The organism is Sanguibacter sp. 25GB23B1 (assembly GCF_040012415.1).
Taxonomy (GTDB): domain Bacteria; phylum Actinomycetota; class Actinomycetes; order Actinomycetales; family Cellulomonadaceae; genus Sanguibacter.
This window is the reverse complement of the sequence record NZ_JBDYKL010000019.1, coordinates 47,416-64,332: the sequence shown is the minus strand read 5'-3', so window position 1 is coordinate 64,332 and position 16,917 is coordinate 47,416. Positions and strand designations below refer to the sequence as shown.

The window sequence follows — 16,917 nt, the reverse complement described above, 5'->3', positions numbered from 1 at the left end:
CCTCAGGCCTGCGGAGGCAGGACGGAGATGACCGGGTGGTCCTTGTCGATCTCGCCCATCTTCGCGGCACCACCGGGAGAGCCGAGGTCGTCGAAGAACTCGACGTTCGCCTTGTAGTACTCGCTCCACTCCTCCGGGACGTCGTCCTCGTAGTAGATGGCCTCGACCGGGCAGACCGGCTCGCACGCACCGCAGTCGACGCACTCGTCGGGGTGGATGTAGAGGGATCGTTTGCCCTCGTAGATGCAGTCGACGGGGCATTCCTCGATGCAGGCCTTGTCCTTGACGTCGACGCAAGGCTGAGCGATCACGTAGGTCACTTCGAGGTCCTTCCCGGACTCCAGTCCAGACGATCAGCACGCCAGACGGCGCACGACTCCTATTATCGCCTAGACGACGCGCACCCGATCCCGTGTGCCCACTGGATGGAAGGACCTCGGCCATGGCCGACGACGGCTCTCAGCGACCGACGGAGTCGCTCGAACCACCGTGGCGCTCCTGGGATGCAGGGACGCGCGTGATGATCCGCCGCAGGCTGCCTGCCGGCTCGACGCACCTGTTCACCGACGTCATCGGCACGATCGTCCGCACGGACGTGACGGGACTCACTCTCGAGACACGGTCCGGGCCCGTCGACGTCCCAGCGGCCGAGATCGCCGTCGGCAAGCCCGTCCCCCCGGCACCGGCCCGGCGCCGCCCGTCCTGAGCCCGCGTCCGCCCCGGTACAGGCCCGGCAAGACCGAGCGATCAGACGAACAGTCGGTCAAGCACCGGGGTCCTCCACGACGAGGCTCGCGTCGTCACCGCGACCCGTGATCCTGCCGCCGCGAGCCCCCAGCGCGACGAGCTCCGCCTGCCACGGCTCGTCCGGGTGCAGCGTGATGGTCCGCAGCGTCTGCGAGCCGGGCTCCGCCCCGCCCGACCGCAACGCGTCGCCCCGGGAGAAGAACCAGCCCGTGGGCCCGTTCGACTCGAGGGCTTCCGCGAGCCGTTCCAGGTCGCGGGCGGCCACCCGCAGGGCCGGCCCGACCCAGCCGGCATTCTCCACGATCATCGCCTCGGTCCGGGCGGGGTCGGTCCGCGCGACCCGGGTCCCGTCACGGAAGCTTCCCGCAGCCAGCCCGACTGCGACGTCCGTGATCGTCGAGTGCGCCACGATGTTGAGCAGCTCGGTGGCGACCACGTGCGGCACGTGACTGATGAGGGCTGCCGCCTCGTCGTGCACCCCGTCGCTCAACGGGTGCACGATCCCTCGGAGGACGTCGACGACGAGCTCGACGACCGCCAGGAACCCGGTCATCGGAGTGGTCCCGTCGAGCGTGACCGCCCATCGTGCGCCCCGCAGGAGCTCGGGGTCGGACGACCGGAAGCCGCTGTGCTCGGTCCCCGCCATCGGGTGAGCCCCCACGAACCTCTCGCCGAGGCCCGCCGCGACCATCGCGTCACGCACCGGCCCCTTGACGCTGCCGACATCGGTGACGAGCGCGTCGGGGCCGAGCAGGGGCGCGAGCGCTCGTGCGGTCTGGTCGACGACGACGAGCGGTACGGCGAGCACCACGAGCCAGGGCGCGGTGCCGCACGCCTCCTCGAGAGACCCGACCACGCGGATGCCCGCGTCCGCTGCAGCGACCATCGTCTGGGCGTCGGGGTCCCAGCCGACGACGTCCGTCCCTGCGTCCACCAGCGCGCGAGCCAACGAACCGCCGATGAGTCCGAGGCCGACGACTGCGACAGGCCCTCGTGGCAGCGTCACGAGGTCTCCTCCCCTGCGCTCGTGGGCGGCGACCACAGGAGACCATGGTCGAGGACCGCTCCTGGTGCGTCGACGCGGACGCTGCCCGTGGGCACCCGGTGGGCGTCGACCGTGCCCTCGAGCTCGCCGCGAGCAGGGAAGACCCCCAGGGTCTTGAGCGAGTCCCCGGCGGCGAGGAGCCCCTCGAGGACGCCACGGACCCCCGCGTCCCACGGTGCCCCGTCCACCGTGACGATGAAGACGTATCGCCCTTCGAGCGCCTTCACGGGGCGGGTGATGAGGCTGGAGAGGTTGACGCCGAGCGAACCGAACGCCTGCGTGATGCGCGCGAGCACACCCGGACCGGTCGCGTGCGGGGTGATCGCCAGCATGGTGCGCCACGCGTCGCCGTCCGCTGCGGTGCGACGTGCGCGCGCAGCGGCATCGCGGCTCGTCACGAGCAGGAACCGGGTCCGGGCGCCGTGGAAGTCCTCGACGCCACGCTCGACCGTCTCGAGGCCGTACAGCTCTCCGCAGAGACGCGGACCGAGCGCGAGCTGCCCGGGACCCACGTCGCGGCAGGCGGCCGCGTTCGACGTGGCCGGGACCGGCACGAGGTCCCGCGCGGTGACGAACCGCTGGCACTGGGCCAGACCGTGGGGATGGCTCGTCACCTGGGTCACCGGATCGCCCGAGCCGGGCCGTGCGAACGCGTCGAAGGTGATCTCGACGAACGTCTCGTCCACGGCCACGACGTTCTCGGCGCTGACGATCGCGTCGAGCGACGGCACCACGTATCCCTCGACCGAGTTCTCGATGGCCACCACGCCGTGGGTGAACGCCCCGGAGTCGACCCCGTCGTAGACGTCGGCGACCGTGCGGACGGGGACCAGCGTCGCCCCGGCCGCGGCCGGCTCCCGGGCCCAGCGCAGCGCCGCCTCGTGCGTGAACGTCCCGTCGGGGCCCAGGTAGGCGAGCTGTGCGCCCGCGTCAGGCGTCATCACCGCTGGCTCAGCGTCCGACGACCGCAGACGACGCCCACAGCGGGGTCAGGGCGTCTGGGCCGGGGATGAACTCCTGACCCGGCAGCACGGCCAGCACCCTCAGCGCGACGCCGCGCGCGCTGAACTCCGCCAGGAGGCGGTGCAGGGCGTCGGAGTCGCTGCAGGTGAAGGAGGTGAGGAAGACGTGCGGCCCCTCTTGCGAGCGTTGGCTGCGCAGGTGCTGCAGGTCGATGCCTGCGGCGGAGATCACTCCGAGAGTCTCCTGCAGCGACCCACGGTGATCGTCCCGCGGGCCGAACGCGAGCCACACCTGGGCAGGGCTCGCGAAGTCCTGCGACGACCGGGCCGTCTCGAGGAGGCCGTACCAGATGAGGGGGATCTCGCGCAGCCGGCTGCTCCCTGCAAGCTCTTGGAAGCCGTCGGGGATCGCCGAGCGCTCCACGACGAGCGTGCCCGACTCCCCCGCGACCGCGATGCGCTCGGCGACGGACGTGGTGGTCGGGACGAGCCGCGGGCTGAGACCCATGGCGCGCAGGACGTGGCGGCAGTCCCGCATGCCTGCCTCGTCGACGACCGCGGCCCCCTGCGCGTCGGCGGTCCGGCCGACCCACGTCCACTCCGACGGCACGGGCACGGCCTGGGTGAGGACGAGCGACCGGTCCGACGAGAGCAGGGAGCGTTCGAGCTCCGGGGCGGGCTGCGCCGGGTGCCCGATGTGCACGACCGCCGCGAGGTTGTCGATGCTCGCGACCGTCGCCAGGGTCTGGCTCGTCGATCCGAGGTCGAGGAGCTCGGATCCTCCTCCTGACCATCCGCCGACGGTCGCAGCGAGGCGTGCGTGCGGTCCGGACTCGCGTCCGCTCTTGCCGAGCATGGGTCGTTCCTCACCTGGGTGCGTGGATAGGACGGTCGTGCTGGTGGGGCGTGTCGATGCTAGCCCGACGTGATCACCCGTCGCAGACGACGGCGTTCTGCGGCTTGTAGCGCCACGAGTTCGTCTCGTCGACGACGACCTCGGCGGTCGCGGTCACGGTGACCTTGCGCCACACCGAGACGGAGAAGCCCGGGCCACCGGCGCTCTGCGGGCTGCACGACGGCCCGGCCTTGTGCTGGGTGGTCGGCGAGACGACGTTCGACCGGGGGGACGTCGTGGTCTCGACCGTGTAGTGCGGGGTGCTCCAGGCCGCGACGTGCACCCGGCCACCCGCGACCCAGGACTGCAGCAGCACGCCGTAGGGCGAGTCGTTGCGCCACTCCATGTCGATCTGGCCCTCGTACAGCGTCGCTTCACGCCCCTCCGGGTACCGGCTGAACCAGTAGCTGTGCGGCGTGTGCGACACGTCGATCATCCCGGCGAAGAAACCGGCGTTGTACGTGGTCGTCGACATCTGCGACAGGCCACCGCCCGTCCCGTTGGTGATCTCGCCGTCCACGATGACGTGAGCCTGGAGGTACCCGTTCGCCGTCGTGATCGGACCGATCGTGTCGAGCAGGGAGAACGTCTCCCCGGGCCGCACGAGAGTTCCTGTGACCTTGCCCGCCGCGATCCTCAGGTTCTCCGTCCGGTCCGGCTCGTTGGTGAGCGGGGTCGAGAACTCGCTGACCTTCGACGTGACGCCGAGCGCCTCGAGCGCGGCGGTCGACTGCGCCGGGTCGCTCGCCGTGAGCTCGACCGTCGCTGTCCGCTGGTCACCCAGCGCCGCCTCCTGGACTCCCGCCGCGAGGGCAGCCGGGTCCAGCGTGGTGCCTGGCGTGCCGGGCTGGATCTGGGGGACACCGTCGACGAACGCGAAGCTCGCGTCCGCCGCGTTCGAGAGCAGGTCGGTCGTCCGGGCCAGGACGCCCTCGACGAGGGTCGGACCGTCGAACGCCAGGACCAGGGCACCGTCGACCGGCGCGTAGGTCGCGGCCGCCGTCAGCGCGTCGACGGGGAGCTCCGCGAGCTGGCCGGACACGGAGACGGACACAGGAGCCGCAGCGACACGCTGAGCCTCGGCGAAGGCCGCGTCGGTCTCGGCCTGGGTGATCTCGGGCTCCAGCGGGACGGTGTCGAGCTCGAGCGGTCGTGCTGCCGTGAGCCACGAGTCGACGATCGTCTCCCGGAGGTGCTCCGGGTCCACCGACGTGCCGTCGACGGCCGGCGTCTGCACGGCGGCTGCATCGACGAACGCGACCGTCCCGCTCGTCGCCGGCGTCTCGAGGTCGACGACGAGAGCTTCGGTCGCGGCCTCGAACAGCTCCTCGTCGACGACGGTGACGGGGTCGACGTCGTCGCCACCCGCGATCTGGGCGAGCAGCGGGCGCGGGTCGAGCGTGAACTCCGTGAGGCCCGCGACGGTCGCCTCCGCGTCGAAGGTCAGCCCGGCCGTGCCGGGGTCGAGGCTCCCCGCTCCCCCACCCGCTGTGACGGGGACCGGCTGGGTCGCCACCCCGCCCAGCTCGGCGGTGAGACGTGCCGTCGCCTCGGCAGCGGGCAGGCCGCCGATGTCGACACCGGCGACCGTCGTCCCGCGTGGGATGCGGTCGGCGAAGTACCACTGGGCACCGAGATAGGCACCTGCGGCGATGAGCAGGCCGAGGCCGGTCCAGAGCAGCACCTTCGGCAACCTGCTCGGGGTGCTCGATCCGTCGAAGGCGCCGAGCGGCGAGGCCTCCACGACGACCTCGTCCGGGTCCGACGGGGTCACGGGCGTGCTCGTCGTCGGCTCGGACCGCGGCTCTGCGGAAGCGGCGAACGAGCTGACGACGGGCGCCTCCGCGGCGGCTGTCGCGACGTCCTCCTGAGCGCGCTCGGCGGACTGCGCCTCGATCGCCGGCGCGGTGACGGTAGCGTCGGTCGGTGCGGGCTGCGCAGCGCGCGGCGGCAGCATCGTCGAGGTGAGCGTCGCTTTCGTGTCCGCGCCGCCCGCCCCTTCTGCGCCGGTGTCGGACGCGGGCTTGGTCCGCAGGATGATCGGCAGCTCGACAGCGGGGGTCGGCGCAGCGACCGGAGCCGGGGTCGACGACAGGTCCGCGGGAGCGGCGGGCGCGGGCTCTGCTGCCGGGACCGGGTGGACTGCGGGCGCGGGCTCCTCAGCCGGGGCCGGGGCGACGGCGGACGCAGGCTCGTCAGCCGGGGCGGGGGCGACAGCGGTGGCGGGCTCGTCGGCAGCGGTGGGTGTAGGCACGGGCACAGGATCTGCACCTGGCGCAGTCTCCGCAGCGGGCGCAGGCGGGTCGGCGGGCGCAGGCGGGTCGGCGGACACAGGCGCATCAGCGCGCGACTCTGCAGGCTCCTCGATCGGAGCCACCTCAAGCACTGGCTCCCCGGCGGTCGTCGCACCATCCGATGCCGTAGTCTCCGTAGCCCCGATCGCCGGTGTCCCGGTCTCCGGTGCTCCGGGCGCTGGCACGTCGGTGCTCGACGCTCCGAGGGTGGCCGGCTCGGCGGTCGCCTGTGCGACAGGCTCGTCGTGCGGCGTGGAGCTCGAGACGTTCGTGCTCTCGGGCTCTACGACGTCCGGAGTCTCCTGCGTCTCGTCAGACGTGTGAGACTTCCCGTCGGTGCTGCTCATCAGTTCGCTCCACTCGCGAAGAAGGCCGGGATCTCCCCGGGACATGAGTTGGATGCGGTCGCCCCCGCGCGCTCAGTGTACGGTGCACGCGCCCCCACGACTCAGGCGGCACGTCAGTCGAGAAACCACTTCCGCGGCGCGCACGCGGCAAGACCGATCATGGCTGCGCCACCGATCATCCACGCGTACGTGCTGATCTGAGCCGGGAGCACGATGTCTCCACCAGGTCCGACCAGAGCGAGCACCTGGACGACCACCAACCAGCCGACGCCGTAGGCGACGACGCCGGCACCGCCGAGCCATGCGCGCACGAGCACACCACCGACGGCGACGGCGAGCAGCGCGACGAGAAGGATCCACGGCATCCACTGTCGGTGCGCGACCGTGCCGAGCAGACCGACGAGGGCACCGGTGGCCAGCGCACAGAGGTACCACAGCACGGTGACACCGGAGAATCGGTTACGGGCAGGCATGAGGGCGAGGCTACCTCTCGACGCTGGGTGCGACCTGGGACGGTCCGTCGGTGGAGACGGCCCGCGCGTAGAACTCTGTGGCGAGCCACGGGACGAGGATGTCGTTGCTCAACGCGTACGCACCCACGATGGCGGAGGCGTCGTCGGGGGTTCCGCCGGACAGTCGGACGACGCGGTGCACCTGGGTCGCGTGCGACCGCAGCGCCCTCTCGACCTGATCGAGGACTGGTCGGGTATCGAGGACAGCGACGACGTGTCGATCACCCGCAGCCACCGCCGGCAACGGCCCGTCGGGGGCAGGCAGGGTGGCGCGACCGACTGGCAGCCGCCCCGCGAGCACGGAGTCGACCAGCCGCGTCCTCGCCGCGCGGAGCACGTCGGACGGGATCACCGTCCACCAGACGTCGCGCGGGCGGTGACCGGGAAGGGAACCGGAGGCGCGAGCAGCCAGCTCCACCGCTCGCATCGTGATCTCGTGCGCACGGACGTGATCAGGGTGGCCGTACCCGCCTCCCGGCTCGTAGGTGACGACCACGTCGGGTCGTCGATCCCGGACGAGCTCGGCGAGCCGGGCCGCCTGGTCGTCGAGCGACCCCGCGACGAGCGCGTGCGGAGGGATGACCTCCGCCGCTCCGGCGTGGCCGCTGAGCCCGGCCCGCTCTCCGCCGACCCATGACATGCCGGAGTCCTCGTACCGCTCCCCGGACACGTCGTCCCCGCCGCCGGGGACGGGGAGAGCGTCGAGGTACGCGTGGTCGTCGACGCCGAGGGCCCGGAGCGCGGAGCCGAGCTCCTGCTCGCGGTGCGCCGCGAGGCGGGGCCCGTCACCCTCGAGGTGGACCCGCTCGTCACCGATGACCTCCCCGCGCTCGCCGCGGGTGCAGGTCACGAGGGTGACGTGCTCGCCGCCGGCGGCCCAGGTAGCGAGCAGACCTCCGGTCGCGAGCGTCTCGTCGTCGGGGTGGGCATGGACGACGAGGAGCCGTCCCTGCGGGACGAGCGGAGCGGGCGGCAGCACCGTCACGGGGTCCTCCTCGGCTGGCGGAACGCAGACGAGTGCATGACCTGCGTCGTGACTGCCGGAGCGGTCAGCGGGAGGTCATGCACTCGTGTGCGGTGCACGGAAGAGCGTCGGCTCAGCTCTTCTTCTGACGGGAGAACGCTCGGGCGCGCTCCGACTGGTCGAGGATGACCTTGCGGATGCGGACGACCTCGGGGGTCACCTCGACGCACTCGTCCTCGCGGGCGAACTCGAGGGACTCCTCGAGCGTGAGGTGCTTCGGCGGGGTGAGGTTCTCGAACGTGTCGCTGCTCGCAGCGCGCATGTTCGTGAGCTTCTTCTCCTTGGTGATGTTGACGTCCATGTCCTCGTTGCGCGAGTTCTCACCGACGATCATGCCCTCGTAGACCTCCTGGGTGGGGTCGACGAAGAAGGAGCCGCGCTCCTGGAGGTTGATCATCGCGAACGGCGTGACCACGCCGGAGCGGTCGGCGACGAGCGAACCGTTGACACGGGTCTCGATCGGACCGAACCACGGCTCGTAGCCGGCGGAGATCGACGACGCGATGCCGGTCCCACGGGTGTCCGTGAGGAAGCGGGTGCGGAAGCCGATGAGGCCACGGGCCGGGACGACGAAGTCCATGCGGACCCATCCGGTGCCGTGGTTGGACATGGTCTCCATGCGGCCCTTGCGCTGCGCGAGGAGCTGGGTGATCGCGCCGAGGTACTCCTCGGGGACGTCGATGGTCATGCGCTCCATCGGCTCGTTCCGCTTGCCGTCGACGAGCTTGGTGACGACCTGGGGCTTTCCGACCGTCAGCTCGAAGCCCTCGCGGCGCATCTGCTCGACGAGGATGGCGAGCGCAAGCTCTCCACGTCCCTGGACCTCCCAGGCGTCCGGGCGCTCCGTCGGGAGCACGCGGATGGAGACGTTACCGATGAGCTCCTTGTCGAGGCGGTCCTTCACCTGGCGGGCGGTGACCTTGTGGCCCTTGCCGCCCTTGCCCGCGAGCGGGGAGGTGTTGATACCGATCGTCATCGAGATCGCCGGGTCGTCGATCGTGATGAGCGGCAGCGGGCGCGGGTCGTCCGGGTCCGTGAGCGTCTCACCGATGGTGATGTCCTCGATACCGGCGACGGCGACGATGTCACCGGGGCCCGCGGACTCGGTCGGGACGCGGTCGAGCGCCTTCGTCTCGAGCAGCTCGGTGATCTTGACGTTCTGGAGCGTGCCGTCGGCGCGCGCCCAGGCGACGGTCTGTCCCTTGCGGATGGTTCCGTTGAAGACGCGCAGGAGCGCGAGACGGCCGAGGAACGGCGACGCGTCGAGGTTCGTGACGTGCGCCTGGAGGGGGTGGCCTTCCTCGAACGTCGGGGCCGGGATCTTCTCGATGATCATCTTGAAGAGGGGCTCGAGGTCCTCGCTGTCCGGCATGCCGCCGTCGGCGGGCTGGTTCGTCGACGCGCGACCGACCTTGGCGGCGGCATAGACGACCGGCATGTCGAGGATCGCGTCGAGGTCGAGGTCGGGGACCTCGTCAGCGAGGTCGCTCGCGAGGCCGAGCAGGAGGTCGGTCGCCTCGGCGACGACCTCTTCGATGCGGGAGTCGGGGCGGTCCACCTTGTTGACCAGGAGGATCACGGGGAGCTTGGCGACGAGCGCCTTGCGGAGCACGAAGCGCGTCTGGGGCAGCGGGCCCTCGGACGCATCGACGAGGAGGACGACGCCGTCGACCATGGACAGGCCGCGCTCGACCTCGCCACCGAAGTCAGCGTGACCCGGGGTGTCGATGACGTTGATCGTGATGCCGTCGTGCTCCCCTGCCGCGGCCGCAGCGGGACCCGCGTAGTGCACCGCGGTGTTCTTCGCGAGGATCGTGATGCCCTTCTCGCGTTCGAGGTCACCGGAGTCCATCGCGCGCTCGTCGACGTGGGCGTGCGCGCCGAAGGCGCCGCACTGCTTGAGCATGGCGTCGACGAGGGTGGTCTTGCCATGGTCGACGTGGGCGACGATCGCGACGTTGCGCAGGTCGGAGCGCACAGACATAGAGAAACTCATTTCACCGTGTGGAAAGGACCGGGGCAGCGAGTGCGCCGCAGGTCACCGAATGGTCAAGGTGGTCGCAGGTTGCCAGCGCAGCTCTAGCGAATTTCGCACCGCGCAACGGCAGACGGACGACGTTGACCTATGCAATCGTAGCGCCCGATCGCGCATCCTGGGCTCACCGAGGTCAACTGTGCGCGAAGTCTCGCTGCTGCGGACCTTCGCGGCGGTGGTTCGAGAACGCCCTGACGCCCTGGCGGACGAGCCCGCCAGGGCGTCAGGGCAGCGCTCAGTGGCGGTGACGCTCGGTCGGGCCGGCAGGCACGATGTCCAGGCGCGAACCCGGGATCGCACCGAGCAGCTCGCGCGTGTAGTCCTCCTGCGGGGTGTCGAACACCTCGTCGGTGGAGGCCGCCTCGATGATGCGTCCGTTCTTCATCACGCAGACCTGGTCCGCGATCTGGCGCACGACCGCGAGGTCGTGCGTGATGAACAGGTAGCTCAGCCCGAGCTCCGCCTGGAGGTCGTTGAGGAGCTCGAGGATCTGGGCCTGGACGAGCACGTCGAGCGCGGAGACCGCCTCGTCGCACACGATGACCTCGGGCCGGAGCGCGAGCGCACGCGCGATGGCGATGCGCTGACGCTGGCCACCGGAGAGCTCGTTGGGGAACCTGCGCATGGTCGACTGCGGAAGTGCCACCATGTCGAGGAGCTCACGCACGCGCGCCTCACGCTCCTTCTTCGACCCGACCTTGTGGATCCGCAGGGGCTCCTCGATCGTCCGGAAGATGGAGTACATGGGGTCGAGCGAACCGTAGGGGTTCTGGAAGATCGGCTGGACACGGCGACGGAAGTCGAAGAGCTCCTTCTTGCCGAGCGTGCTCAGGTCGACCCCGTCGAAGAAGATCTTTCCCTCCGTGGGGTCGAGGAGGTTGAGCATGATGTTCGCGACCGTGGACTTGCCGGAGCCCGACTCCCCCACGAGCGCGACGGTCGTCCCGCTCTTGATGCGGAACGAGACATCGTCGACCGCCTTGAAGTCCTGGTGCTTGCCGGATCCACGGATCTGGAACACCTTGGTGAGGTTCTCGACGACCACGACGTCCTCGCGCGTGTCGACGGCCCCGTGGCCCCCGGTCGCGGCCAGGAGGTCTGCGGCCTCGATCCCGGCGGCCTTCGCGCTCTGGATGCGCTTGGACGCGAGCGAGGGCGCTGCTGCGACGAGCCGCTGCGTGTACGGGTGCTGCGGGTTTGCGAGGATCTCCCGCGACGGCCCGGACTCGACGACCTTCCCGCGGTACATGACGACGAGCTGCTCTGCACGCTCCGCGGCCAGACCGAGGTCGTGGGTGATGAAGAGGACCGCCGTGCCGAGCTCCTTCGTGAGCTCCTCGAGGTGGTCGAGGATGGTGCGCTGCACCGTGACGTCGAGTGCGGACGTCGGCTCGTCGGCGATGAGCAGCTTCGGACGGGCCGCGAGGCCGATCGCGATGAGGGCGCGCTGGCGCATGCCGCCGGAGAACTCGTGGGGGAACTGCTTCGCCCGTCGCACCGCGTCGGGCAGACCTGCCTCGGCGAGCAGACCCGCGACGCGGTCGTTGACGTCGGCGGTCGTCGTCTGCGAGGAGACCGCCGTCGATGCGGCGGGCACCCCGGACTCGGTGAGGATCTTCACGGCCTCGAGCCGGGTCGTCGAGCCGACGACGATCCGCTCATCAGCTGCGGCCACTGCGGCGTCGAGAGAGGCACGCGGAAGGCTCGACGTCTCCCGGAGCACGTCGAGGAGCGCGGCCTTGGCACGACGTCCGATGAGGAGGTCGCCGCCTTCCATTCCCCCTTCGGTCGAGCTGATCGCCGTGACGAGGCCCTTCTGGGTTCCGCGCGAGACGTCGATCTGGTTGGCCTTGAGGCCTTCCTTGACCTGGTACCCAATGCTCCACACCGGGTTGAGGTTGGACATGGGGTCCTGCGGGACGAGCCCGATGGACGTGCCGCGCAGGCCGACGATCTCCTTGCGGGACGCGGACGTGATGTCCTTGCCGTCGAAGAGGATCGACCCACCGGTGACCTTGCCCGTTCCGGGAAGGAGACTGATGATGGCGTGTGCCGTGGTGGACTTTCCGGAGCCGGACTCCCCGACGATCGCCACGGACTGCCCGGGATAGATGGTGAGGTTCGCACCGCGGACGGCCGGGACCTCTCCGTTGAGCGTGGTGAAGGTGACGTCGAGATCGCGGATCTCGAGGAGCGGCGCTTGAGCGTTCAGGTCGGTCATCGCTTCCGGGCCTTCGGGTCGAGGGCGTCGCGCACGGCGTCGCCCATCATGATGAAGCTCAGGACGGTGATGGCGAGCGCTGCCGAGGGGTAGAAGAGCACGCTGGCGTTGGTCCGGAGCGAGGTCTGGGCGGTGGAGATGTCGTGTCCCCAGGACAGGACGCTCTGCGGCAGCCCGATACCGAGGAACGAGAGCGTGGCCTCTGCGACGATGAACGTTCCGAGTGACACGGTGGCGACGACGATGATCGGCGCCGCTGCGTTCGGGACGACGTGTCGGACGAGGGTCTCGAGCTTCGACGCACCCAGCGCCTTGGCGGCGGTGATGAAGTCGTTGTTCTTCACGCTGAGGACCGCACCGCGGGTGATGCGGGCGACCTGTGGCCACCCGAACACGGTGAGGACCGCGACGACGTTCATGACGGTCTTGCCGTCCTGGAACACCTGGCCGAGGACGATCGCCGCGAGGACGAGCGGGATGGCGAAGAAGATGTCGGTCACGCGGGAGAGGATCGTGTCGAACCATCCGCCGTAGAAGCCGGCGATCGCACCGATCGTCGCGCCGAGGATGACGACGCCGAGCGTCGTGAGCATGCCGACCGTGACGGAGGCACGGGCCCCGTAGATCACTCGGGAGTAGACGTCGCAGCCCTGGCGGTCGAAACCGAAGGGGTGTCCGGCCTGGGGTTCGCCCAACGAGTTCCGGAGCTCGCAGAACTCGGGGTCGACCGAGGTGAACAGGCTCGGGAAGAAGGCGACGGCGAGCACGAGGAGGATGAGGACGGCCGAGACCCAGAAGAGCGCGCGGCCGCGCAGGTCACGCCATGCGTCACCCCACAGGCTGCTCGGTGCTTCGTTCTCGTTGACCTTGTCGACGACCGCGAGGGGGGTCTCGCTCGGATCGGCGACGAAGTGTGCCTGGGAGGGGCGCTGCGTGGTGGTGGCTGCCCCGTCGAGGTCTTTGCGCACTGGGTTCACGCTCTCAGACATAACGGATCCTCGGGTCGAGGACGGCGTAGAGGAGGTCGACGAGCAGGTTCCCGACGATGTAGACGATGACGAGGATCGTCACGAAGGTCACCACCGTCGTCGGCTCGCCGCGGATGATGGCTTGGTACAGGGTTCCACCGACACCGGGGACGTTGAAGATCGCCTCGGTGACGATCGCGCCGCCCATGAGGGCGCCGAGGTCCGCTCCGAGGAAGGTCACGACGGGGATGAGTGAGTTACGGAGCACGTGGACCTGGACGACGCGTCCACGGGACAGGCCCTTGGCCGTCGCGGTGCGCACGTAGTCGGCAGTGAGGTTCTCGGACACGGACGTGCGCGTCAGGCGCAGCACGTAGGCGAACGAGACGGCCCCGAGGACGGCGGCGGGCATGAGCAGGCTCTCGAAGCTGGTGTCGCCGCCGACCGTGGGCGGGAACCAGCCGAGCTTCACGCCGAACGTGAACTGCACGACGAAACCGATGACGAACGTCGGGACGGCGATGACGATGAGGCTCACGACGAGGACGCTCGCATCGAAGATGCCGCCCTTGCGGAGACCGGCGACGAGACCGACGCCGATGCCGAGCACGGACTCGAAGATCAGAGCCATGATCGCGATCTTGAACGTCACCGGGAAAGCGCGGGCGACGACGTCGATGACCGGCTGGCCCGAGAAGGAGTTGCCGAAGTCGAGCGTGAGGATGCCCTTGAGGTAGAGCAGGTACTGGATGAAGAAGGGCTGGTCGAGATTGAACTGCGCGCGGATCTGGTCAGCGACCGCCGGGGACAGTCCGCGCTCACCGCCGAGAGCCTGGATCGGATCTCCAGGGAGCGCGAAGACCATCGCATAGATCAGCAGTGTCGCCCCGAGGAACACCGGGATCATCTGCAACAGTCTGCGTCCGATGTATCGGACCATCAGGTCAATCCTTCCTTCGAGCCGTCGGCGAGGAACGCGGCTCGTCCGTCGGCCACTGTAGCGGGAGTACGCGCATGGAGGCGCACACAGATGGTGGGGTGAGGGACCCTTTGAGGGCCCTCACCCCACCGATGATGCGGTCATTCTAGGTGCTGCTGATCACCACTCGTTGATCTCGTTGGCCTCGGCCCACAGCTCCTTGGCCCGCTCGGGGTCGTACTCGAGGACCTCGGAACCGGCGAGGGAGTCGTTCCACCCGGCGATCGTCGGCGACGTGAAGTCGGCGGCCGGGGTGCGCGTCCCCATGAAGATCGTCTCCGTGATCGACTCACGGTCGATCGCCATCGAGATGGCCTGGCGACGCAGGTTGCCCTCTTCGCCCTCGAAGTGCTCGAGGTTCTGAGCGATCGTGAAGGACTGGAAGATCGCGGCGGGCTGGTTGACCGCGCGTGCTCCGAGGTCCTCCTCGTACGTGCCGAACGCGCTGTCCGGAACGGCGTCGAGGATGTCGAGGTTGTTCGCGAGCAGGTCGTTGTACGCGGCGTCCTGGCTCTCGTAGAACGTGATCTTCACACCAGAGTTGGCTGCGGCACGGACGCCCGTGTACTGCTCGTTCGGGACGAGGTCGATGCTGACGTTGTGCTGCCACGCGCCGGGCTCGACCTTGTACGGGCCGTTACCGATCGGGTTCTCGCCGAACGCGGCCATGTCGGCGAACGCGCTTGCCGGGAGCGGCATGTACGCGCTGTAGCCGAGACGCAGCGGGAAGTCGGCCTCAGGCTGCTTGAGCGTGACGGTGAAGGTCGTCTCGTCCACGACGGCGAGGCCGGTGAGCGGCGAGTCCTCGTCGTAGGAGAAGCCCTCGATGCCCTCGAAGAAGTAGGAGGACAGCTGAGCGTTGCTCAGCAGAGCGCCGTAGTTCCATGCGTCGACGAAGGACTGAGCCGTGACGGCCTCGCCGTTCGTGAAGGTGGTGCCGCCCTTGATCTTGATCGTGTAGACCTGGTTGTCCGTGGTCTCGATCGACTCGGCGAGCTCGTTGACCGCGGTTCCGTCAGCCTCGTAGGACACGAGTCCCGAGAAGATGAGGTCGATGATCTTTCCGCCACCGGTCTCGTTCGTGGTCGTCGGGATGAGCGGGTTGGCCGGCTCGGACCCGTTGGTGAGCACCGGGGTGCCGTCCGCCTTGGTCGCTGCGTGGTAGAGCGGCACGCTGTTCCAGCCGAACTCGACGTTCTCGACGTTCTCCGAGGAGCCGCCGGTGACGTTGGAGTACCAGAGGGGGATGGCGGGAAGGTCGGTGAAGAGGACCTCCTGAGCCTGGTCGAAGAAGACGTTGGCCTCTTCGATGGAGGGGGCGGACTGGCCCTGGCGGAGGAGCTCGTCGAACTCTTCGCTCGTGTAGTCCCCGTCGTTCGATCCGGCGCCGGTGCCGTAGATCGGGCCGAGGAAGTTGTAGAGGCTGGGGTAGTCAGCCTGCCACCCGGTACGGAACGCGCCGGTCATGTTGCGCTCCGTGACGTCGGTGCGCAGCTCCGCGAACGTCGCGTACGGCTGTCCCTCTGCCTCGATGCCCAGCGTGTTCTTGATGCTGTTGGTCGTGGCATCGACCCACGCCTGGTGTCCGCCGTCGGCGTTGTAGGCGATGGTGAAGACGTTGTCCGAGGCGCTGCTCGATCCGTCAGAGCCACCGTCGTCGTTGCCACCGCACGCCGTGAGCGCGAGCGCTCCGACCGCCGCGAACGCGGTGATCCGGCTGAGCTTCCTGATCTTCAATGTTCCTCCTGAGGGACTGGAGCGCCCTGTTGATCCCGGCCACCCGTGTCCGCGTCGTGTCTCGACGGGGCACGAGGGTGCCGTGGGCGTCCTTGCTTAGACAGAAAGTTACGCAGGGCAGGATGGGCTTCGAACCACATCGGCCCCTCAGCCCCCGATCGTTACCGAGTTGATACTGGGCGGTAACTTTGGTTACGTGGAGTTCACATGTTGGACGCGCTCTTGACGAATCGTTGAGTTACCAGGGCAGCGACAAGTTGTGCGCGTTCACAATGTGACGACGCTGGATGGTGGCCCAGGTCACACGACCGCAGATCTGCGATGCCGCTGAGGACCTCGTCCCTCAGATTCCGGGGGCGTCGGGGGCTGCGTGCGCGTCGTGACGCCGCTCGAGGCCGTCGAGCAGGAGATCGAGCCCGAAGCGGAACTCCTCGTCGGCAGGTACCGACGTCAGAGCCTCTGCCGCGCGCACCGTGGCCGGGTGGTCGCGCGGGTCCAGCGCACCGTAGAAGGCGGCGAGCTCCGGACCGTCCTCGGTCGCTCCCCCGCGTCCGGGCTGCTGGAGGACGAAGCCGATGACATAGTGGCCGACTGCCGTGAACGCTCTGGCGGCGAGGTCGACAGGCAGTCCGCACGCGAGGAGTGCGCTCAGCGCACGCTCTCGCCGGGCGAGAGCGTGCGGCCCGACAGGGACGACACCCATGAGGAGCGGGACGACGTCTGGGTGACGCCGCAAGGTCGCGTACAGCTGCTCGCCGACGTCGGCCAGGACGTCCCGCCACGCTCGCTGGTCGCCGCGGGTCGAGGTGCCTGCCGACGGCGCGTCAACCTCTCCGAGCACCTCGTCGACCACGTGCGCCAGCAGGTCGCCCTTGGTGGCGAAGTGTCTGTAGAGCGTCGCCGTCCCTGACCCGAGCTCCTCGGCGAGCAGTCGCAGCGAGAAGCTCTGCACTCCCCGCTCGTCCACGAGTCGGAGCGCGGTCTTGACGATGTGGAGCGAGTCGACGGCAGGGCGCCCTCTGCGCGGCACGTCCCCACGCGCCGACCACCACGCGGGGGTGCCAGGGCTCCGCCGAGGGTCGACGGGTGGGATGTCGGTCGGGCTAGCCATGGGCGCACCCTACGTGCTGCGCCCTCATCAGTCCCTTCGT

The 16,917-nt window shown here is 69.4% G+C and carries 14 protein-coding genes; 1 reads left to right on the top strand and 13 read right to left on the bottom strand.

Annotated features, from left to right (window positions below; translation table 11 throughout):
- Positions 1 to 2: 2 nt before the first annotated feature.
- Entirely contained in the window at positions 3 to 320 is a 318-nt protein-coding gene (gene fdxA / locus ABKW26_RS11855) for a ferredoxin (protein ID WP_198733740.1), read from the bottom strand.
- 122 nt (positions 321 to 442) lie between these two features.
- Here fdxA and ABKW26_RS11850 point away from each other — a divergent pair, with 122 nt between their 5' ends.
- Positions 443 to 706: a hypothetical protein gene (locus tag ABKW26_RS11850; RefSeq protein WP_348593929.1), complete on the top strand. Its 264-nt coding sequence runs from the start codon at positions 443 to 445 to the stop codon at positions 704 to 706.
- 57 nt (positions 707 to 763) lie between these two features.
- Here the strand turns inward: ABKW26_RS11850 and ABKW26_RS11845 are convergent, their stop codons facing one another.
- From ABKW26_RS11845 to ABKW26_RS11790, 12 genes are all read right to left on the bottom strand, one after another.
- Positions 764 to 1,753: a prephenate dehydrogenase/arogenate dehydrogenase family protein gene (locus tag ABKW26_RS11845; RefSeq protein WP_348593928.1), complete on the bottom strand. Its 990-nt coding sequence runs from the start codon at positions 1,751 to 1,753 to the stop codon at positions 764 to 766.
- Positions 1,750 to 2,733 carry a prephenate dehydratase domain-containing protein gene (locus tag ABKW26_RS11840; protein ID WP_348593926.1) on the bottom strand — a complete coding sequence of 328 codons (984 nt, stop codon included), beginning with the start codon at positions 2,731 to 2,733 and terminating at the stop codon, positions 1,750 to 1,752. Before ABKW26_RS11840 ends, ABKW26_RS11845 begins: the two co-directional genes overlap by 4 nt.
- A gap of 10 nt (positions 2,734 to 2,743) precedes the next feature.
- Complete coding sequence (locus ABKW26_RS11835; protein ID WP_348593924.1) at positions 2,744 to 3,610, bottom strand: hypothetical protein; 867 nt, start codon at positions 3,608 to 3,610, stop codon at positions 2,744 to 2,746.
- Positions 3,611 to 3,683: 73 nt separating this feature from the next.
- The gene (locus tag ABKW26_RS11830) at positions 3,684 to 5,903 is read right to left on the bottom strand and encodes a VanW family protein (RefSeq protein ID WP_348593922.1); all 2,220 of its coding nucleotides are present in this window, start codon (positions 5,901 to 5,903) and stop codon (positions 3,684 to 3,686) included.
- Positions 5,904 to 6,403: 500 nt separating this feature from the next.
- A complete protein-coding gene (locus ABKW26_RS11825) occupies positions 6,404 to 6,763 on the bottom strand; it encodes a DUF6113 family protein (RefSeq protein ID WP_348593920.1) in 360 nt (119 codons plus the stop codon).
- Between the two features lie 10 nt (positions 6,764 to 6,773).
- The gene (locus ABKW26_RS11820) at positions 6,774 to 7,787 is read right to left on the bottom strand and encodes a PIG-L family deacetylase (protein ID WP_348593918.1); all 1,014 of its coding nucleotides are present in this window, start codon (positions 7,785 to 7,787) and stop codon (positions 6,774 to 6,776) included.
- A gap of 112 nt (positions 7,788 to 7,899) precedes the next feature.
- The gene (gene typA / locus ABKW26_RS11815) at positions 7,900 to 9,810 is read right to left on the bottom strand and encodes a translational GTPase TypA (protein WP_348593916.1); all 1,911 of its coding nucleotides are present in this window, start codon (positions 9,808 to 9,810) and stop codon (positions 7,900 to 7,902) included.
- A 286-nt stretch (positions 9,811 to 10,096) separates the two neighbouring features.
- Positions 10,097 to 12,082 carry an ABC transporter ATP-binding protein gene (locus ABKW26_RS11810; RefSeq protein ID WP_348593914.1) on the bottom strand — a complete coding sequence of 662 codons (1,986 nt, stop codon included), beginning with the start codon at positions 12,080 to 12,082 and terminating at the stop codon, positions 10,097 to 10,099.
- Positions 12,079 to 13,071 carry an ABC transporter permease gene (locus ABKW26_RS11805; RefSeq protein WP_348593912.1) on the bottom strand — a complete coding sequence of 331 codons (993 nt, stop codon included), beginning with the start codon at positions 13,069 to 13,071 and terminating at the stop codon, positions 12,079 to 12,081. The genes ABKW26_RS11810 and ABKW26_RS11805 overlap by 4 nt, the downstream gene beginning before the upstream one ends.
- Entirely contained in the window at positions 13,064 to 13,990 is a 927-nt protein-coding gene (locus ABKW26_RS11800; RefSeq protein WP_348593910.1) for an ABC transporter permease, read from the bottom strand. The genes ABKW26_RS11805 and ABKW26_RS11800 overlap by 8 nt, the downstream gene beginning before the upstream one ends.
- A 159-nt stretch (positions 13,991 to 14,149) precedes the next feature.
- The gene (locus ABKW26_RS11795; RefSeq protein WP_348593909.1) at positions 14,150 to 15,766 is read right to left on the bottom strand and encodes an ABC transporter substrate-binding protein; all 1,617 of its coding nucleotides are present in this window, start codon (positions 15,764 to 15,766) and stop codon (positions 14,150 to 14,152) included.
- 343 nt (positions 15,767 to 16,109) lie between these two features.
- Positions 16,110 to 16,877: a TetR/AcrR family transcriptional regulator gene (locus tag ABKW26_RS11790; RefSeq protein WP_348593907.1), complete on the bottom strand. Its 768-nt coding sequence runs from the start codon at positions 16,875 to 16,877 to the stop codon at positions 16,110 to 16,112.
- Positions 16,878 to 16,917 lie beyond the last annotated feature (40 nt).